The sequence below is a fragment of the Bacillus sp. 7884-1 genome, assembly GCF_002272245.1.
GTDB lineage: Bacteria > Bacillota > Bacilli > Bacillales > Cytobacillaceae > Neobacillus.
Window position 1 is genome coordinate 40,012 of sequence record NZ_NPDD01000169.1, and the last position, 19,839, is coordinate 59,850.

23 protein-coding genes are annotated in these 19,839 nt (G+C 37.0%); 19 read left to right on the top strand and 4 right to left on the bottom strand.

The annotated features are described in order from the left end of the window. The first annotated feature begins 6 nt into the window (after positions 1-6). The 6 genes from fsa to CHI06_RS19650 all read left to right on the top strand — a co-directional run bounded on the left by fsa (position 7) and on the right by CHI06_RS19650 (position 6,451). Positions 7-666 carry a fructose-6-phosphate aldolase gene (gene fsa / locus CHI06_RS19625; RefSeq protein WP_045517207.1) on the top strand — a complete coding sequence of 220 codons (660 nt, stop codon included), beginning with the start codon at positions 7-9 and terminating at the stop codon, positions 664-666. Positions 667-761: 95 nt separating this feature from the next. Then, positions 762-2,105 (top strand): glucose-6-phosphate isomerase, encoded by a 1,344-nt coding sequence (locus CHI06_RS19630; protein ID WP_095250305.1) that lies wholly within the window; start codon positions 762-764, stop codon positions 2,103-2,105. Between the two features lie 528 nt (positions 2,106-2,633). Next, the gene (locus CHI06_RS19635) at positions 2,634-3,032 is read left to right on the top strand and encodes a DoxX family protein (protein WP_095250306.1); all 399 of its coding nucleotides are present in this window, start codon (positions 2,634-2,636) and stop codon (positions 3,030-3,032) included. A 95-nt stretch (positions 3,033-3,127) separates the two neighbouring features. Further along, the gene (locus CHI06_RS19640; protein ID WP_095250307.1) at positions 3,128-4,096 is read left to right on the top strand and encodes a ring-cleaving dioxygenase; all 969 of its coding nucleotides are present in this window, start codon (positions 3,128-3,130) and stop codon (positions 4,094-4,096) included. Between the two features lie 18 nt (positions 4,097-4,114). Then, positions 4,115-5,092 carry a ring-cleaving dioxygenase gene (locus tag CHI06_RS19645; RefSeq protein ID WP_095250308.1) on the top strand — a complete coding sequence of 326 codons (978 nt, stop codon included), beginning with the start codon at positions 4,115-4,117 and terminating at the stop codon, positions 5,090-5,092. 345 nt (positions 5,093-5,437) lie between these two features. Continuing rightward, the gene (locus CHI06_RS19650) at positions 5,438-6,451 is read left to right on the top strand and encodes a pirin family protein (RefSeq protein ID WP_095250309.1); all 1,014 of its coding nucleotides are present in this window, start codon (positions 5,438-5,440) and stop codon (positions 6,449-6,451) included. Between the two features lie 313 nt (positions 6,452-6,764). Here CHI06_RS19650 and CHI06_RS19655 read toward each other — a convergent pair whose 3' ends face one another. Next, positions 6,765-7,259 (bottom strand): hypothetical protein, encoded by a 495-nt coding sequence (locus tag CHI06_RS19655; RefSeq protein WP_095250310.1) that lies wholly within the window; start codon positions 7,257-7,259, stop codon positions 6,765-6,767. A 369-nt stretch (positions 7,260-7,628) separates the two neighbouring features. Here CHI06_RS19655 and spxA point away from each other — a divergent pair, with 369 nt between their 5' ends. The 11 genes from spxA (at position 7,629) to CHI06_RS19710 (ending at position 14,637) form a co-directional block, all read left to right on the top strand. After that, positions 7,629-8,033 carry a transcriptional regulator SpxA gene (gene spxA / locus CHI06_RS19660; RefSeq protein ID WP_095250311.1) on the top strand — a complete coding sequence of 135 codons (405 nt, stop codon included), beginning with the start codon at positions 7,629-7,631 and terminating at the stop codon, positions 8,031-8,033. A gap of 95 nt (positions 8,034-8,128) precedes the next feature. Beyond that, positions 8,129-8,551 (top strand): MarR family winged helix-turn-helix transcriptional regulator, encoded by a 423-nt coding sequence (locus CHI06_RS19665; protein WP_095250312.1) that lies wholly within the window; start codon positions 8,129-8,131, stop codon positions 8,549-8,551. Positions 8,552-8,614: 63 nt separating this feature from the next. Continuing rightward, positions 8,615-9,013, top strand: coding sequence for a DoxX family protein (locus CHI06_RS19670; protein WP_095250313.1), 399 nt, complete (start codon positions 8,615-8,617; stop codon positions 9,011-9,013). Positions 9,014-9,102: 89 nt separating this feature from the next. Next, a complete protein-coding gene (locus CHI06_RS19675) occupies positions 9,103-10,041 on the top strand; it encodes a ring-cleaving dioxygenase (RefSeq protein WP_095250314.1) in 939 nt (312 codons plus the stop codon). A gap of 23 nt (positions 10,042-10,064) precedes the next feature. Further along, positions 10,065-10,673: a flavin reductase family protein gene (locus CHI06_RS19680; RefSeq protein ID WP_095250344.1), complete on the top strand. Its 609-nt coding sequence runs from the start codon at positions 10,065-10,067 to the stop codon at positions 10,671-10,673. A gap of 80 nt (positions 10,674-10,753) precedes the next feature. After that, positions 10,754-11,176 carry a DoxX family protein gene (locus CHI06_RS19685; RefSeq protein WP_095250315.1) on the top strand — a complete coding sequence of 141 codons (423 nt, stop codon included), beginning with the start codon at positions 10,754-10,756 and terminating at the stop codon, positions 11,174-11,176. Between the two features lie 50 nt (positions 11,177-11,226). Beyond that, a complete protein-coding gene (wrbA, locus tag CHI06_RS19690; RefSeq protein WP_095250316.1) occupies positions 11,227-11,892 on the top strand; it encodes an NAD(P)H:quinone oxidoreductase in 666 nt (221 codons plus the stop codon). Between the two features lie 173 nt (positions 11,893-12,065). Continuing rightward, positions 12,066-12,497 carry an organic hydroperoxide resistance protein gene (locus tag CHI06_RS19695; protein WP_095250317.1) on the top strand — a complete coding sequence of 144 codons (432 nt, stop codon included), beginning with the start codon at positions 12,066-12,068 and terminating at the stop codon, positions 12,495-12,497. 142 nt (positions 12,498-12,639) lie between these two features. Beyond that, positions 12,640-13,110, top strand: coding sequence for a CBO0543 family protein (locus tag CHI06_RS19700; protein ID WP_095250318.1), 471 nt, complete (start codon positions 12,640-12,642; stop codon positions 13,108-13,110). Then, the gene (locus CHI06_RS19705) at positions 13,103-13,354 is read left to right on the top strand and encodes a hypothetical protein (RefSeq protein ID WP_095250319.1); all 252 of its coding nucleotides are present in this window, start codon (positions 13,103-13,105) and stop codon (positions 13,352-13,354) included. The genes CHI06_RS19700 and CHI06_RS19705 overlap by 8 nt, the downstream gene beginning before the upstream one ends. A gap of 650 nt (positions 13,355-14,004) precedes the next feature. Further along, the gene (locus CHI06_RS19710) at positions 14,005-14,637 is read left to right on the top strand and encodes an FMN-dependent NADH-azoreductase (protein WP_095250320.1); all 633 of its coding nucleotides are present in this window, start codon (positions 14,005-14,007) and stop codon (positions 14,635-14,637) included. Positions 14,638-14,695: 58 nt separating this feature from the next. Here the strand turns inward: CHI06_RS19710 and CHI06_RS19715 are convergent, their stop codons facing one another. Next, positions 14,696-15,457 (bottom strand): IclR family transcriptional regulator, encoded by a 762-nt coding sequence (locus CHI06_RS19715; protein WP_095250321.1) that lies wholly within the window; start codon positions 15,455-15,457, stop codon positions 14,696-14,698. A gap of 250 nt (positions 15,458-15,707) precedes the next feature. Between CHI06_RS19715 and CHI06_RS19720 the strand changes: the two genes are divergently transcribed. Together CHI06_RS19720 and CHI06_RS19725 are read left to right on the top strand one after the other, a co-directional pair. Beyond that, positions 15,708-16,772 carry a Gfo/Idh/MocA family protein gene (locus tag CHI06_RS19720; RefSeq protein ID WP_095250322.1) on the top strand — a complete coding sequence of 355 codons (1,065 nt, stop codon included), beginning with the start codon at positions 15,708-15,710 and terminating at the stop codon, positions 16,770-16,772. Positions 16,773-16,927: 155 nt separating this feature from the next. Then, positions 16,928-17,581, top strand: coding sequence for a carboxymuconolactone decarboxylase family protein (locus tag CHI06_RS19725; RefSeq protein ID WP_095250323.1), 654 nt, complete (start codon positions 16,928-16,930; stop codon positions 17,579-17,581). Between the two features lie 49 nt (positions 17,582-17,630). Here CHI06_RS19725 and CHI06_RS19730 read toward each other — a convergent pair whose 3' ends face one another. Both CHI06_RS19730 and CHI06_RS19735 read right to left on the bottom strand, forming a co-directional pair. Beyond that, positions 17,631-17,942, bottom strand: a complete 312-nt coding sequence (locus tag CHI06_RS19730) for a winged helix-turn-helix transcriptional regulator (RefSeq protein ID WP_095250324.1) — start codon at positions 17,940-17,942, stop codon at positions 17,631-17,633. 321 nt (positions 17,943-18,263) lie between these two features. Then, complete coding sequence (locus tag CHI06_RS19735; protein WP_257009376.1) at positions 18,264-19,712, bottom strand: GMC oxidoreductase; 1,449 nt, start codon at positions 19,710-19,712, stop codon at positions 18,264-18,266. Between the last annotated feature and the right edge of the window lie 127 nt (positions 19,713-19,839).

Sequence of the window (19,839 nt, forward strand, 5' to 3'; positions counted from 1 at the left end):
AAGATTATGAAATTTTTTATCGATACTGCAAACCTAGAGGAAATTAAAAAGGCTTATAAAATTGGCGTATTATCAGGTGTTACAACTAACCCTTCATTGGTTGCTAAAGAAGGCGTGAAATTCGAAGATCGTATTGCAGAAATCTTAAATGCCGTTCCAGAGGTTGAGTCAGTTTCTGCCGAAGTAACGCCAAATGCTTTAACGGCTGAGCAAATGATTGCGGAAGCAGACGAGCTTATTAAAATTAACGGTGGTGATAAGAATATTACCATCAAAGTTCCAATGACACTTGATGGACTAGAGACTTGCCGCTATTTAACTAAAAAAGGTGTTAAAACCAATGTTACCTTGATATTTAGTGTCAATCAGGCATTGCTTGCTGCACGTGCAGGAGCTACTTATGTTTCGCCATTCTTAGGACGTTTGGATGATATTAATGAAGATGGTGTAGAACTTGTAGCAAAAATTGCTCAGATGTTCCGTGTTCAAAATCTAGATTCACAAATCATTGCAGCATCTGTTCGTCATCCTGATCATGTTACCCGTGTGGCGTTGGCTGGAGCTCATATTGCAACGATTCCATTTAAGGTCATTGAGCAATTATCAAAGCATCCGTTAACAGACCAAGGACTTGAAAAATTTGCAGCTGACTGGAAAACAGTCTAAAACTTACTAAAAACTAAAGGGCGTTATCTCTTATCTTTGCCGGGATAGGAAATAACGCCCTTTCACATTATTTAACTAGGGAAGAGGAGAACGTAATGGCTATTACTTTGGATTATTCTAATGCTTTATCTTTCATGCAGCAGCATGAAGTGGATTATTTAAGTGAATTTGTGAAAACTGCGCATGACATGCTTCACGAGAAAAAAGGTCCCGGATCCGACTATCTTGGATGGGTCGATTTACCACATAACTATGATAAAGAAGAGTTTTCAAGAATTAAGGCGGCTTCTGAAAGAATTCGGAGTAATTCAGATGCATTAATCGTAATCGGTATTGGTGGCTCTTATCTTGGCGCTAGAGCTGCCATTGAAGCTCTATCTCATACATTTCATAACCAATTGGATGACAAAACAGAAATTTATTTTGCTGGGCAAAATATCAGTGCTACATATATCTCGCATTTATTTGATGTGTTAAAAGACAAGGATATTTCAGTCAATGTGATTTCAAAGTCAGGTACAACAACAGAGCCTGCCATTGCATTCCGTATTTTCCGTGACTATTTAGAGAAAAAGTATGGAAAAGAAGAAGCGAAGAAACGTATTTATGCCACAACGGACCGTGCTAAGGGAGCATTAAAAACACTTGCTGATGAAGAAGGATATGAAACTTTTGTTATTCCTGATGATGTTGGAGGCAGGTACTCTGTCTTAACCGCAGTAGGATTATTACCAATTGCAACTGCTGGGTTAGATATTGATAACATGATGGCAGGCGCCGCAGCAGCTGCTGATAAGTATAGTAACCCAAACCTGGCAGAAAACCAAAGTTATCAGTACGCGGCAGTTAGAAATGCTCTTTATCGTAAAGGAAAATCAATTGAACTATTGGTAAACTTTGAGCCTTCCCTTCATTATGTATCGGAATGGTGGAAACAGTTATTTGGTGAAAGTGAAGGTAAAGATCAAAAAGGTCTCTATCCTGCTTCTGTCGATTTCACTACAGATCTTCATTCGATGGGACAATATGTCCAAGAAGGACGCCGTGACCTGATAGAGACAGTTGTATCTATAAAAGAGCCAAAATTAGACATCACTCTTGGGAAAGAAGATGCAGACCTGGATGGATTAAATTATCTAGCTGGGAAAACAATGGACTATGTGAATAAGAATGCTGCTCAAGGAACGGTTTTAGCTCATGTAGATGGAGGAGTTCCAAACCTATCTGTCGAGCTGGACCAATTAAATGAGTATACCTTCGGTGAAATGGTTTATTTCTTTGAGAAAGCGTGTGGAATCAGCGGCTTATTAATGGGAGTTAATCCTTTTGACCAGCCAGGTGTAGAAGCATATAAGAAAAACATGTTTGCACTCCTTGGTAAGCCAGGATATGAAGAGGAAAGAGAAGAATTACAAAAGCGAATATCTATTAGTAAATAAATTTGATTAACTCGTGCGGATATCGAATACCAAACATTAAATATCACACCAAAAAGCAGTCCAATTCGCAAATTGAACTGCTTTTTGGTTGATACGACAGGATTTTAAAGTGTTATATGCGAATTCATAGGTTAATGGGCATTACTACTCAAGATATTGGGGGTAATATTTAACGTCATTAATGTGTTGAATACTACGCCCTGGTACTATATATAAGGTCATTTTAGTTCAATAAAATAAAAGGTTATTGACAAAAGAGTTTTTAAGTATTATTATTATCTCGTATTAAAGATAATTTAATTCGAGATAATATAATTCAATATTTTTTAGGGAGGTAAAAATAATGGAGGGGAAATGCAATAATCTGGCCTTTCTACTATTAATGTAAACATCGAAAGTAATTCATAATCAAATATGTGAAGAAAATGCAAAGAACAAGCTTGGTATTACGGAATTCTGTTTAAACTTTCATTTTTTTTAATATAATATCTCGAATTCGAGATAAATAATACTTAGGAGGATTTAAGGATGATAAACATTGGTTTATTAATCATTCGTTTGGTAATTGGTTTACTATTTGTGGGTCACGGTGCTCAAAAATTGTTTGGATGGTTCGGTGGCTATGGATTGAAAGGAACTGGTGGATGGTTTGAATCCATTGGGATAATACCAGGAGTAACTATGGCTCTTTTCGCAGGGTTAGCAGAACTTATTGGGGGACTTTTGTTTGCTTTAGGACTATTAACCCCACTCGCAGGAATAATAATTGCAGGGACTATGGCAATGGCGATTGTGAAAGTTCATGCTCCTAACGGATTATGGTCAACAGCAAATGGTTATGAATACAACTTAACTTTGCTTTCTGTTGCTATTGGTATAGCTCTAATCGGTCCTGGTCAATATGCTTTAGATTCATTTTTATTCTAAAATATCCGGTCTTTTATGGCACTTTTACTATTCCAGGCGATCTTTAATTTCGAACAAAAGAATTAAATTAATATAATGACAGGAGTGATTAGTATATGAAACTTTTAGGACTACATCATGTATCCATTTTATCAGGGAAAGCGGAAAAAAATTATGAATTTTATACAAAAATTTTAGGAATGAGATTGGTGAAGAAAACTGTAAACCAGGATAATACAGAATCTTATCATCTTTTCTATGCTGACGCTGAAGGAACCCCAGGAACTGAAGTCACGTTCTTTGACATTCCTCATCTTGGGCAAACATACAGGGGAACTTCAGATATTTCTACTGTATCACTAAGGGTTAGAAACTCGGATTCATTGTTATTTTGGAAAGAACGATTTAAACAATCTGGGGTTGAACATGATGAGATTCAAAAAAGAGCAAATCGTGATACCTTGGCTTTTAGAGATTTCGAGGGGACACGTTTAATCCTAGTAGCCGATAATGACGAAAAAGGTGTTAGAGCAGGAGTTCCCTGGCAAAGGGATGACATTCCAGTGGAACATGCCATTATTGGTTTAGGACCTGTAACACTAACAGTGGCAATTGCAGAACCAACTATCGGTGTTTTAACAGAAGTGATGGGTTTTCGCTTTGGCGGTTCTTATCCTTCACTTGGAGGAGATTATCCAGATATATTGATTTATGCAACTGGAGAAGGCGGCAGCGGTGCGGAAGTTCATATTGAAACAAGACCTGACTTGCCAAGAGCCCGCTTAGGTCGTGGTGGTGTTCACCATGTTGCCTTCCGTGTTCCGAATGAGGAAGAATATAACCAATGGGCAGAGCGTTTGCAAGAACACGGGATGCCGAATTCTGGGAAAGTGGAACGGTATTACTTCAAGGCATTATATTTCAGAGAACCCAATGGCATCTTATTTGAATTATCTACGGATACCCCGGGATTTGCGACAGATGAACCAATGGAAACAATGGGAGAAAAACTATCACTTCCATCATTTTTGGAACCCAATCGAAAAGAGATCGAAGAAAAATTACGACCATTAAACTTAAATTAAAACTTGGAGGAGTATATCATGAACCATTTAAAAGGAATACACCATGTAACAGCTATTACAAGCAGTGCAGAAAAGAACTATGAATTTTTCACTTATGTTTTAGGTATGCGTTTAGTAAAAAAAACAGTCAATCAAGATGATATTCAAACCTATCATTTATTCTTTGCCGATGATAAAGGCAGCGCAGGCACAGACATGACATTCTTTGACTTCCCCGGCATTCCAAAAGGCGTACATGGTACAAATGAGATTTCAAAGACATCGTTCCGTGTACCAAGTGATGCTGCGTTAGACTATTGGGCAAAACGTTTTGATCGTTTAGAAGTCAAACATACTGGAATCAAAGAACAATTTGGCAAGAAAACACTCTCTTTCGTTGATTTTGATGATCAACAATATCAATTGATTTCAGATGAATTCAACAAAGGGGTGGAATCCGGTACACCTTGGCAGAAAGGTCCAATTCCATTAGAATATGCCATTACTGGTTTAGGACCTGTTTTTGTTCGAATAGCAAATTTTGATTACTTTAAAGAAATGATGGAAAAAGTTTTACTATTTAAAGAGACAGATAAAGCAGGTTCATTCCACTTATTTGAAGTGGGAGAAGGCGGGAATGGTGCCTCGGTCATTGTAGAATATAATGCGGTTCTTCCTGAAGCCCAGCAAGGTTTTGGTACGGTTCACCATGCGGCATTACGTGTAGAGAATCGTACTGTTTTAGAAGAATGGATTGAACGAATGAATGGCTTTGGATTCCATACATCCGGCTATGTAAATCGTCACTTTTTTGAGTCATTGTACGTAAGGGTTGCACCGCAAATTTTATTTGAGTTCGCTACAGATGGTCCTGGCTTTATGGGAGATGAGCCATATGAAACGCTGGGGGAAAAATTATCCTTACCCCCATTCTTAGAGCCTAAACGTGAAGAAATCGAAAAATTAGTTCGCCCCATTGATACAGTAAGAAGCACAAAGGAATTCAGCAAAGAATAAAAGGAAAGGCTGTGTTATTATCAATTGTTGATTTTAGTGTAGGTATGAGAACTTATAGGCGGAGAATTTCCTGCTAATGTATATAGAGGAAGCTTAAGAAGCAGATATAAGCGGAGATATTCCGATTAACTGCTTTAAATAAGACAAAATCTAAAGATTTGGCTAATATAAACAGAAAAACTTCCCTTATTTTTAAGGAAATATGTGTATTTCCCAATTTAGCCGGAATTTTACCGTTTATTTTTCAAACACAGTGAAATCAACATTCATTTATAACAGAGCTAAAGGAAAAATAGTAAACTTATTCAACCACAACATGATGACTTTTAAAGGAGAGAGGTAGAAATGAATAGCAAAATCATGAAAATTCAAAAATTAGGATTTCCGTGGAAGACAGATGATCCGTTCCTTATGACCGTACATCATAAAGATGCGTATCCTTCAGGAAATGACCAGCAGGGTCCAAACGTTTCATTGGAAGGCAGAAATCTTGGCGAGGATTTTACGCTTCGTGATGGTTTTAGAATGTATCATGGCAAAACGGTTCCGGGATTTCCTGTACATCCCCACAGAGGCTTTGAAACGGTAACCGTCGTTCTTGAAGGTCTTATTGATCATTTTGATTCATATGGGTCCGTAGGACGATTTGGGAATGGAGATGTTCAGTGGATGACAGCAGGAAAGGGCGCACAGCATACTGAAATGTTTCCTCTCGTCCACCAGGACAAAGGCAATCCACTTGAATTCTTTCAGATTTGGCTGAATCTAGCTGCAAAAAATAAATTTGCTGATCCTGAGTATAAAATGTTATGGGCAGAAGATATACCGGAAGTACAATTGGCTGCTGCTAATGGACAGAAAACGACCGTAAGACTAGTTGCCGGAAGTATGAAGGGCAAGTCTAGTTTAGAACCAAACTCTGCTTCTTGGGCAAACGATAAAAATCATCATGTGGGTATTTACGTTATCCATATGGAGCCGGATGCAGTATTCACCCTGCCGTCAGTTTCAGCGACAATGATGAGAAATATTTACTATTATCAAGGAGATAAACTAAATATAGACGAAAAAGCGATTGAAACGTACCACCGTGTAAAGCTTGCCGGTGATCAGGAAATCACGATTACTAATGGATCATCCGATAGTTATATGCTGCTCCTAGAGGGTGAGCCGATACAAGAACCTGTCGTATCCTATAGACCGTTTGTAATGAATACTGAGCAGGAAATTCGCGATGCATTTAAGGATTATCAAGCTACACAATTTGGAGGCTGGCCGTGGGACCGTCCTGATCCTGTAAATAAGCGTGAATCAGGAAGATTCGCACGCCATGCGGATGGAAGAGTTGAAAAAAGGTAACAAACTTGTCCATTTTTACACATTTAATGAGATCGATCGTCTCCAACTCCCTCCCAACACCTTCTAAACAAACAGAGCATCAGCTTTGTTTGGAGTGTCGTGAAAAGGAAGACATTCCATTCAGTGTGGCAGGGCACTTTGTCGTTTGTTAATTCATATACCATTTTCTCAGTGATTTTAGCTGTGAATTCGAAAGTTATAATTCAAAACCGCACCGGTCTTAGATAGGGGTGCTTTTTTTATGCAGGAAGAACTATTTCAATTAAAAAAGGAGAAAAGCCATTTAAAAGTGGCTTTTCTCCTTTTATTAATATTAAGCTATATTTTCCATTCTAATCATGAATTTTAAGTCTTCATTACTAACGTTTAATAATCTTTCTAGCACAGCCAGCTTAGCGTTAGCTTCCTTGACTTCAAATCCATTAATAAGATTTTCTCTTTTTATGGTACTTATCATATCTGAGACAACTTGCTTAAAAGTTTGTGAATCAACCAATAGATAATGAATTAATTCTATCGCTGCTTCTATTTCTTGTTTGTTTTTAATGGCAAATATACTTTGGAGATCAGACTCTAATACAAAAAGAGATTGTAAATCCTCTGAAACTCTTATAATAACGTAACTTGTTTTATTTCCATAATACTCATTATCCCTAATCCGAATTAGATCGAGTCCAATCATAAATTCATAAAAAGGAGCGTTCTTATCAAGTAAATGAAATTCCTTAATGTTAATATTTGATTTTTCTTCTATAAATATTTCTTTTTCAAATCTAGTTTGAATTACTTTTGATTCTAACATATTCATTTTCCATACCTCATTTCTAAAATAGTATTATATAAAAAGTAACATGTATACTTTTAGTAACCTAAATACATTATAGTAAACATGAATAAATAAATCAATTAAAGTTGCGTGAGATTTTGTTGGAAATGCTCACGACTATTTTTTAAAACACCGATTTTGTTTTAAAGATCAACGGATCAACAAGGAAAAACATTCATAAAGGGAATTTATTGTAATTTGATCATTTGCAGTTGACTTATGGAGAGGATGATATATAATAAAATTATCTCTAATTCGAGATATTATAATTGAAGATAAATAACTTTGAGGTAAATGGGAAATTTATTTAAAATCAGTCGAACTGACTAAAACATAAAGGGAGGGTTAATAATGGTAACTTTATATATTACGCCTAGTTGTACTTCATGCCGAAAAGCGAAAGCTTGGTTTGATGAATATCATATTCCTTACAAAGAAAGAAATATCCTTTCTGAAAAGCTTACATTGGATGAGATTAAGAATATCCTTCACTTTACAGAAGATGGTACCGATGAAATTATCTCAACTAAGTCAAAAGCTTATCAGAAGCTAAATATTAATATTGATTCTCTATCACTTCGCGAATTGTATAAAATTATTGAACAAAATCCTGGGCTATTAAGGAGACCCTTAATCCTTGATGAAAAAAGATTGCAGGTTGGGTTTAATGAAGAAGAGATACGTAGCTTTTTGCCGCGTAATATGCGGATATTCCAACTTGATGAAGACCATAGCTATATTGAAGAAGCTCAATAGAGCAAAAATGGTACGACCTATATTATAAACAGGTATTGACAATATCTCGAATTCAAAATATATTGTTTAAGGATATTTAATCAGGAGGTGTAAACATGGAAAGGAAATGTACAAACCAGCCATTTTTGCTGTTAATGCAAACCTCAAAAGCCATTCAGGAACGAATAAGAGATGAAATGTCCAAAAATAAACTTAGCATTACAGAGTTTTCTGTTTTAGAGGTACTTTTCTACCAAGGAAAACAAACCATTCAGCAGATTGGAAATAGAATCTTGATCACTAGCGGATCGATGACGTATGTTATAGATAAACTTGAACAAAAAGGAGTCATAAAAAGAAATGACTGTAGAGAAGACAGGCGGGTTATTCATATAACATTAACGGCAGAAGGAATGGAAATGATGGAAAACATCATGCCGAAGTATCAAGAAATGGTTGATTCCTTTTTTGGGGATTTAACAGATGATGAATCACAGTTGTTGGTCAATTCTTTAAAAAAGGTTAGTAATAGAGTGTAATCGTATATTTTTTTACTTAGTATCTCGAAATCGAGATAATTAGAAAACAGGAGGATATATATAATGATAAGTATTGGATTATTAATTATTAGGTTAGTGATTGGTTTGTCATTCATGGCTCACGGTACACAAAAATTATTTGGCTGGTTTGGTGGCTATGGCTTGAAGGGTACGGGAGGCTGGATGGAATCCCTCGGATTGAAACCAGGTGTGATGATGGCTCTCTTGGCAGGATTAGCAGAATTAATTGGTGGATTATTGTTTACATTAGGACTTCTTACTCCCCTTGCAGAAATTATGATCGCTGCTACAATGATAATGGCAATTGTTAAGGTTCATGCTCCCAATGGCTATTGGGCAACACAAAATGGATACGAACATAACCTGACAATATTAGCAGTGGTAATTGGGTTAGCATTAATTGGGCCTGGGCAATATGCTTTGGATGCATTTTTATTCTAAATTATCTCGAATTAAAGAATCTCGATTAATAGGTATCATCAATAAAATAAACAATTAATAGACATCATAATTTAAAAGGAGTGTTTCAAGTGAGTAAGAAAACAATGGGCATTCATCATATCACTGCTATTGTAGGCCATCCACAAGAGAATGTTGATTTTTATGCGGGTGTTTTAGGGTTACGCTTAGTAAAACAAACGGTAAACTTTGATGACCCTGGCACGTATCATCTCTATTTCGGAGATGAGGGTGGAAGACCTGGAACTATCATCACATTCTTCCCTTGGGCTGGAGCCCGCCCGGGAACAATCGGTGGTGGTCAAGTAGGAGTTACCTCATATGTTGTTCCTAAAGGTGCCATGGGATTTTGGGAGAATAGATTAGAAAAGTTCAAAGTGCCTTTTTCAAAAGTGGAACGATTCGGCGAGGAATATTTACAATTCGATGATCCACATGGTCTTCACCTTGAAATTGTTGAAAGAGATGAAGGCGAAGTTAATACTTGGAACTTTAGCGGGGTAACACCAGATGTTGCCATCAAAGGATTTGGCGGAGCTACCCTTTTTTCAACTCAGCCTAATAAAACGGGGGATTTGCTAGAAAAAGTTATGGGGCTTGAATTTGTAGGTAAAGAAGGAGATTTCGCCCGTTATCGTTCTTCAGCAGAAATCGGAAATGTCATTGACCTAAAATTAACATCAATTGGACGTGGACGAATGGGTGTGGGAACCGTACACCACATTGCTTGGCGTGCTAGTGATGACCAGGATCAATTGGAATGGCAAAAGTATGTAGCAGCCAATGGTTATGGTGTCACTCCAGTACAGGATCGAAATTACTTTAATGCCATTTATTTTAGAGAACACGGTGAAATCTTATTTGAAATTGCAACAGATCCTCCAGGCTTTGCCCATGATGAATCCGTAGCGACAATGGGAGAAAAATTAATGCTGCCTGCACAGTATGAAACACATAGAGAACAAATTGAACGCGGGTTGCTGCCATTTCAAGTAAGAGAATTAGATTGATTTTACGAAAAGGAATGATTTCTTTGCTATCAATTGATCCAGCTTCATTGTCTGAAAGAGAAAATTATAAATTTCTAATCGGCAGTATTATTCCAAGACCGATAGCGTTTGTTACCACCCTTTCGAAGGATGGAATTATAAATGGCGCACCTTTTAGTTATTTTAATATTGTTTCCTCAAATCCTCCGATGATTTCTTTATCGATTCAGCGAAGAGAGGGGCAGCGAAAGGATACAGCGAGAAATATTATCGATTCAAAGGAATTTGTGATTCACATCGTAGATGAACAAAATGTTGAAAAGATCAATCAAACAGCGGCAAGTCTACCTCCTCACCAAAGTGAAATAGAACTTGCTCAACTAACGCCAGTTGAAAGTGTAAAAGTTTCTGCCCCTGGTGTAAAAGAAGCCAAAATTCGAATGGAATGTACTTTGGAGCATTCTCTTGAATTAGGCGGTGTGGATTCACCAGGGTGTGACCTTTTTATAGGGAGAATTGTTCAGTTTCATATTGAAAATGACATATATGAAAAAGGAAGAATTGATCCTAGGGGATTAGCAGCAGTGAGCCGATTGGCTGGGAATAATTACGCAAAAGTCGGTGAGATTTTTGAAATAGAGCGACCTAATTAAATCACTATGTGATCACTTCTAAGATTTCAACATCCAAGTATTTTATGACGAAATAATATAACTTAAAGGGGAAATAGAAAATGTTAAAAAATGAAATTGGAGCACTTATATTACGAATTACATTAGGAGCAATATTTTTTATCCATGGAGTTGTGAAGTTTCAAGGTGGAATTGAAAATACAGCAGGCTGGTTTGAAAGTCTTGGCTTACCAGGAGTTACAGCTTATGGAGTTGCATTACTTGAAATTATTGGGGGTATCCTATTAATCATTGGATTTGCAACAAGACTAGTATCGGCTTTGTTTGCATTATTAATGATCGGAGCAACAGTTAAAGTTAAACTTGCAATTGGTTTATTAGGGAACGGTCAAATGGCAGGATATGAGTTAGATTTAGCTTTTTTAGCAATAGCAGTTTACCTTGTAATCAATGGAAGCAAGCTATTATCAGTTAGTCAGTTGATTTTTCATAAAGATTCAAATGAGTTAAAAAAAGCCGCTTAATAGTAGTGAATGAAGATTTTAGAGGAAAGAAATAATAGGAGGTGTTACAAATGGGTTTCTTGTCTAGATTATTTGGAAATACAACTGAAAAGGAGGAAGAAAAAGTGACAAATGTAAAATTAGCGGTGATCTATTACAGCATGGGTGGAACAAACTATCAATTATCAAAATGGGCAGAAGAAGGTGCAAAGGAAGCTGGTGCTGAAGTAAAAGTATTAAAAGTACCTGAGCTTGCTCCACAATCAGCTATCGAAGGGAATCCCGTTTGGAAAGCACATGTAGATGCAACAAAAGATGTCCCTGAGGTTAAATTGGATGACCTAGAATGGGCAGATGCGATTATTTTCAGTGTGCCTACTCGATTTGGTAACATGCCAGCACAAATGAAACAATTCCTAGATACAACTGGCGGTCTCTGGTTTAATGGAAAGCTAATGAATAAAGTTGTAAGTGCAATGACTTCCGCACAAAACCCTCACGGCGGTCAAGAGGCAACTATTTTATCACTTTATACATCCATGTATCATTGGGGTGCAATCGTTGCTGCTCCTGGTTATACTGATCCAGTAACATTCGGAGCTGGCGGTAACCCTTATGGAACAAGTGTTACAGTTGGTCAGGACGGTAAAATGATTGAGGATGTTCAAGCTGCTGTAAAACATCAAGCGAAGCGTACAGTAACAGTTGCAGAATGGGTAAAAAAAGCGAATCAATAAAATCTTTATCATTATAAAAGCTAATCGAAGCCATTCGATTAGTTTTTTAATTACATAAAAAAACATTAAAAATCTAAAGAATATTAATGACAACCCAAAGAAATAATAGGTAGGAAATTATGTTTGAAACTTTGTTTACTTTTATAAATTTTTTACAATAAAGGAGAAGAACGATGACTAAACAGGAACCTTTATTTACGTCCTCTGCAACAGCTGTTGGGGGTAGACATGGAAGAGTGGAATCGGCTGAGGGTAATATTAAAATGGACTTAGCCATGCCAGGGACACCAAGAGCAAAAGAATTACCAAATGCCACAAATCCTGAACAATTGTTTGCTTGTGGTTACTCTGCTTGTTTTGATGGGGCTTTACAAAACATAGCGAGGCGAGAGCGTGTCAAATTTGATTCTGAAGTAACGGCAAATGTAAGTTTCTTAAAAGATGAAGAAGATCAAGGATTTAAAATTGCTGTAACGTTACAAGTGAAAGGACATGGGATTGAAAAAGGAAAATTAGAAGATCTTGTACAAAAGGCACACGAATTCTGTCCCTACTCAAAAGCAACAAGAGGGAATATTGATATTACTTTAGAGGTTGTAGAATAAGACTTTTCTGCTGTTCAATCTGCCGTTAAGCATCAGGCAAAAGGTACTGTTACTGTTGCAGAATAGGTGAAGAACAAGAACGGGAATAGTTAAGAGATAGAAAGTGCTAATCGATAAGATGTTTTTTGGAAGGATGTTTTTTATGGAAAAAAAACTGATGAATCTACTTACTGCTTTATGTTTGGTTTCCTTGCCATTTTTATTTAAAGGGCCAAAAATGCGAGAAAATCTTGTTATTTTCTTCTCAAAAGGAGTAATTGCAACTCTGATTGATGCTTATGTGGTTGGTACCAAAAAACTTGAATATCCTGTTCGCCCTTTTCCTAAAATTTTCAAAACAAATATTATTTATGACATGCTTTTTTTTCCGCTTTTAAGTGTCATCTGGGTGAAAATTTCTTATAACGATCAATTAGGAAAAATACTTTTGAAAAGTTTACTTTTTAGTGTTCCTATGAGTATCGGTCAATGGTACTTTGAAAAGAATTCTAGGTTATTCAAATGGAAAAAATGGACACCCTTTCATACGTTTGCAAGTGTAAATTTTACTTTGTTTACGATAAGAGGTTTAGTTGGGTTTATAAAAAAAATAGATAAGATAAAGAGTGCATAAATTTATAGATGCTTCCAATGATGAAGAAGTCCGGTTTTTACAGCTATGGTTTTCACCAAATGAAAAAAAGTTAACACCATCCTATGAAGATATCTCATGTGATGTTGAACAATTAGAAAATAACTTATTACCTGTAATCTCCCATACTGCCTACGAAGGGGTGGCCGGAATTCATCAAGATTTAACCCTATATTTACAGTTAGACGGTAATAAGAAGCAGAAAGATTTACATCTTTACTATTGAAGGAGAATTTTTTATTAATTAGGATTCTATTTTACAATCCAAGGATGCGGCACGGATTACAGACATTCATGAAATTACGATTCAGGGAAATCAAGATAGTTTCTTTTTATGTACCTGGAGGTGGATTTTAATGTTAATGATTCGTCACTCTATTGGCAGCCGATTGCTGTAAAAAACTACTAATTACCGTTTTGAAAAGCAAGACGATCGTTGGCTAATCTCCTTATCTGTTGATGAAGAAACGGCGTCTACAGTTCTAGATTTTCAGGATGAGTTAAATATATTTGAAGCAAAGGAAAAAGAAAAGACTTGGTATTACTCCTCTAATTCACAAATATACTTTCAACCTCAGGAAAATCAATTGGTGATAGTTGCATAAAACAGTCTATCCAATATAATCTTAACCCTATTAAGTTGAGATAATTTGTTAAAAAAGTCGACTCTTATTCCTTACTAATGGAAGGAGGAATCGGCTTTTTTATATTCGGCTAGAGTATCGAGCAACCATTTCAAATTTATGTTTAGTATCTACCCAAGGAAATATCTACTAAGAGTGTTTGATTGACAAGAATACTAGATTAATATATTATTAATTCGAGATATATGATTTAAAAATAATAAAATCAAAGATAAAAAGGAGAATTATATAAATGAATGTTTTAGTAGTTAAAGCAAACAATCGTCCCGCTTCAGAGGCTGTATCAAGTAAAATATATGAAACTTTTATGGAGAACTTAAAAGGTGTCAATGTAACAACTTTCGATGTTTTCGCTGAAGATATGCCTTACTTTGGCCAAGAATTATTTAACGCTTTCGGTAAAGTTGAATCAGGTGAAGAAATGACGGATCTAGAAAAACGTCTTCTTGCTGCAAAACAAAAAGCAATGGATGCTCTTACAGCAGCTGATTTAGTTGTATTCGCATTCCCATTATGGAACTTAACCATCCCAGCACCATTACAAACATTCATTGATTATGTATACCAAGCTGGTTTTACATTTAAATACGATGAAAATGGTCAAGCAGTACAATTAATGACACACAAAAAAGCGATTATCCTAAGTGCACGCGGCGGCGTTTATTCAACTCCGGAAGCAGCACCAATGGAAATGTCTGCAACTTATATTAAAAACGTAGTTGGCGGCGTATTCGGTATGGAAATCATTGACGAAGTTATTATTGAAGGTCATGCTGCAATGCCAGCTCAAGCTGAAACGATTATTGCTGAAGGATTAGAAAAAGTAAAAGAAGCTGCAAAGAAACTATCACCAGTAGCAGTATAATAATGAAGTAAACCAAAAGAAAGGCGCTTGGATATCCCAGCGCCTTTCTTTTTCTCTCTTACTCGAAGTGTCGATTAATATTTTGACATGTTTTGAGAAGAGCACTAATCAGCTTTTCTTCATTCCCATAAAAACGTGTAGATGGGAGCGGAATGGAGACTGCACTCCGATTGCCCAATCGATCTACTACGACCGCCCCGGCTGCACATATTCCTTCGATATGCTCTTCCCTTGAAAAAGCAACCCCTTCGCTTCGGACCGTTTCTAATTCCTTTAACAGTTCATCCCGATTCGTAATAGTTTTATCCGTATACCATTTTAGCTCTTTCGGCAGCAGGTTTTCAACTTCAGTTAAAGGCAGTGAAGCGAGAATAGCTTTTCCATTTGCTGTGCAATGCAATGGAAAAGAAGCACCAGGCTGTGAAGTTGCTTGTAATGGATGTGGCGCAATAATTTGATCAACAAAGAGCACTTTTCCGTTATCTAATACTGATAGGTCGACAGTTTCGTTCACTATAGTAGAAAGCTGGATTAAAAATGGTCTAATTTCTTCTCTTAAATCACTATGTACAGCGCCAGCAAGCCTTGCAATCTCAGGACCAAGGCGGAAGCCCCCATTAGCAGAAGCTGTTGTAACCAGGTTTTCCTGCTCGAGTGCAGCTACAATTCTTTGGACGGTAGACCTAGCTAGGTCTACTTCTTTCGCTATCTGTGAAAGACTTAATCCTTTTGGATGCTCTCTAAGCAATCTCAGTATTTTAGCTGCACGCGATATTACTTGGATACTAGATGTTTTATTTTGGTCTTGATTATTGCTCAAGAAAAATCCTCCTTCTCCTTATACCTATTCCATTATTTTTAGCTGAGAAAATTCACACAGACATCAAAGATTATTATTAATTATAGCAAATAATTAGGAAAGAATAATTGACGAAAACATTGAAAGTTATTATACTGAAATTAATCGTAATACGATACAGGTGTATCATGATGTGGTTAAAATAAAATAGGTAGTGTTAATATAAAAAGAGAATGTGAAATTTTTTTCTTATGAGGGGAGAACGGTCAGGATGAAGAGGGAATTCGGGTTTGCTATTGTCGGAACTGGGCTTATTAGTACCACGCATTATGAGCAAATTTCAGCGATTGAAGGAGCAAAAGTGGTTGCTGTGTACTCCCGTAAGGAAGAAAAAGCAAAATCACTTGCGGATAAGGCCGGTGCAGATTGGTATACCGATTATCATGAATTGCTAAAGAGAAAAGATATTGATATTGTATCGATTATTACTCCAAGCGGCACTCATGCTGACATGGCGATAGAGGCTGCTCGGGCAGGAAAGCATGTAATTGTTGAAAAGCCAATGGATATTTCCCTTGAGAAAGCTCAGCAAATGATTGATGTATGCCGTGAACAACAAGTTAAATTAAGTGTTATTTCACAACATCGCTTTGATGCTTCAGCTGTGAAGATTAAAGATGATATTGATTCAGGACGATTTGGAAAAATGGTCCTTGGCCAAGCCTCTGTGAATTGGTACCGGCCTCAAAGCTACTATGATACTAGTAAATGGCGGGGAACAATAAAAATGGATGGAGGCGGCGTATTAATCAATCAGGCCATTCATACCATCGATTTATTTCAGTATTTCATGGGAGAGGTCGAAAGTGTATACGCACATACCGCCATATTAGCTTATGAAGGAATTGAAGTGGAGGATGTGGCTGTTGCCACGGTGAAATTTAAAAATGGCGGGTTAGGAACCATTGTTGGAACTACAGCTGCTTATCCAGGCCTGTCAGCCCGCTTAGAGATTATCGGAACAAATGGTACAGCAGTGATTGAGAATGATCAATTACTGAAGCATTATCTACGAAATCCAAATAATGAAAGTGAAGCTATCAACTTAGCTAATATTCAACATCATCATGGGGCAGACCAAGACCATGCGTCTATTAACCCTGCAGCACTTGATGGTGCCTCACATCGTTTACAGTTTATCGATATGATTAATGCCATTCAGGAAGATAGAGAACCGCTTGTGAATGGTGAAGAAGGATTAAAACCACTAAAAATTATTTTAGCTATTTATCAATCTGCACGGACAGGACAACCTATACAGATAGAGGGTTTTTAACAGTAAATAGAAAAAGTAATAGAAACAGTAATAGAAACAGCAAAGAAAATTATGGACGGTAGCAGTTTAATCATAATGAAATAAGTAAAATTTGATAAAAATAAGGAGCATGGGAATCATGCTCCTTATTTTAATTAGAAAGAAAGGTGTTTACAGTGACAAACAATTTATATGAAAAAGGAAATTTGAAGAATCTTAGTAAACTTCAAGAATTAGCGCCAGAACAGCTGCAAGCTTTCTCGGAATTTAATACAGCAGTTATGACTGAAGGAGCCCTTAGTAAAAAAGAAAAGGAAATTATAGCGGTTGCAATTGCCCATGTAACGGAATGCCCTTATTGCATTGATTCACATACACGTCGTGCAAAAGCAGAAGGAGCGTCACTAGAAGAACTAGTAGAAGCGGTCTTTGTAGTAGCGGGAGTAGAAGCCGGTGGAGTTGTCACTCATAGTACTCATATACATAATGCGATGGATTCCGATGCAGATGATTCACTGTATAGACGCTCAAATCTAAAAAAACTAGGTCAACTAAATAAATTTGCCCCAGAAGGCTTTAAAGGTTACTCAATGTTTAGTAGAACAGCAATGAAGGACGGCAAGTTGGGTGGAAAGTTTAAAGAGATTATTGCTGTGGCTGTTGCTCATGCTACGCAATGCCCATATTGTATAGATGTCCATACGAAAAATGCCGTGAAGCTTGGATGTACAAATGAAGAGCTTGCAGAAGCCGTAATGGTTACTTCCGCATTGCTTGCAGGAGGGGCTTATGCTCATATCGCGAATTTAATTCAGAGCTATGGTGATTAATATAATATACAGTTAAAAACCTCTCCATTAATTAGAGAGGTTTTTTAATTTACAACCATTTTTCTGCCCATTCTTCTAGAGATTTGAGCGATCGTCCAAGTTCTGTCCCTTTTTTGGTTAAAGAATATTCGGTCCGTACCGGACGGTCTGCAATGACATTTCTTAACACAATCCCATTTTCCTCGAGCTCTTTCATGCGTTCATTTAATACTCTTTTACTTAAGTCTGGAATAAAGGAATGGATTTCACTAAATCTTTTAGGTTCCTCCATTAATGTGTGAATAACAAGTCCCACCCATTTTTTTCCTACTATATGATAGCATTCTTCAACTTTGCTGCATAATTTATTTTCTGTATCCATATATAAACACCTCAATTTGTTTCTTGGTTATTATTAATAACCTTGATTTAATAATAGCAGAATCAATTATTAATATAAAGTATTTGCTGGAATATAATTACCAATCTTAAGGATTTGTGTTTATTTGTTCACGAATTAGACACATATAAATTAACAACGAAATTTAAAAGGTATTTAGTTATATAAAGTTACTAGGTAATTATTATTTTAGAGATTTTATTGATTGAATAGATTAACTAAATTTCGAGAGATATAAAACAAGTATGTAAAAAGGGATGAGACCTAAGATGGTCCATCCCTTTTCTGTTCTGTTCCAAAGTGTTAGCCAGACTGTCTTACAATATGATCTGCTAGTCTTATAGCTAAGGCAGTATTTGATATCGTTGGACCAGCTGCTGTTAGAGTGGGAAGGACGCTATTATCAGCAACAAATAATCCTCGCACACCATGTACTTGGCCATGTCGGTTTGTGGCAGATGTCGCGGGATCATCACCCATTCTGCATGTGCTAGCCTCATGCATATCGGCTCCTGGCGGACGGAGTGAGAGTGTAGACTCATCAAGCGTAACGCCCATTGCAGCAGCTGACTGTCTAAGTCCTTCCGCTACCTGGTGGGCTGTTTGCCGATCCTTGTTACTTAAAGAGTATTGAACTTGCTGTAATGGTACACCGAATTCATCTTTTGCAGATGGATCGATATACACTCGATTCTCGGCCCGGGGTTCAACTCTTCCAAAGGAGGCGAAGACAACCATAAGCTGATCTCTTAATGCTTTATCCTCAAATTGCTGGTATGAAAAATATTGATTTGGCCCAAGAATCTGAATTTGATATGGGTCCTCTTTTGTTTCAAATTTCAAAATAGATAAGTTGCCAAGCTTATCAGAGAACTGTCTTCGACTAATCATCCCTATAGCAATAATGGATACATTACCTGTTAAATACCGCCCGATGACAGGGCCTTGAATACCAGAGTTAAGTAGCAAGCGAGGTGTTTCTAATGTGCTTGCAGAAACCACTACATTTTTTGCTCGAATCGTATGGGTTTTCTTGTCTGCAGTAAATACCTCGACACCAGAAACTCTCCCATTTCCTGTATGAATTCGGGAGGCATAAGCGTTAACAGCGAGGTCAAAAGGACGGTCAAACTGGGCACCGGCCAGAGCATTGATGGAACTATACCAAGGATTCGAATGGACCTCACCTTGCCGGGATGGTGTCATATCAAAGGCAAGAGGCATATCATCTGCTTCGAGAATACCGTGTGAATGAAGCCGCTTTAATAGGATATTTTGCATGGATGAGCCCTTAGCAAAATCCCTTGTGACATGCAATAATTTCTCAGCCATGCCGTAATAGACATTGAGTTCCTGGCGATGAATCGGCCAATTATTTAGTTCAGATTGAATCGGTCTTGGAGTAGCCGCATTCCAAAACAATGACCTGCCTCCAAGTGCGTATATCATTGTAGCTCCTGAAAATTGCGGTAATCTCTCTCCGAGAGGAGTGGAATTGTCAGGAAGAAGAACATCTCGAGCGGTATTAGCGTTTTGAGTAGAAATGTTAAGTGAGTGTGAATGAAATAATTTATCCCCTTTCTCAATAATACCAATCTTTTTTGCCCCTTGGTTTTTCCAAAGTTCACACAAACGATTGAGAATGGCTCCTCCTCCAGGCCCTGAACCGACGATGAGAACATCGTATTGGGTGTTGGCCATTTCTTCTACCGTTTTTGTCGGTATCCAATTCCCCTTGTACTTTACAACCACAGTTATCACCCCTTTGTACATGGGTTTTATTCCATTTAAAAGATATGAAGTACAGTTTGGTTAATATGTTAGGGTTAATAATATTAAAAACCAATATATTGACATGGTAATTAAACATTTTTTATAC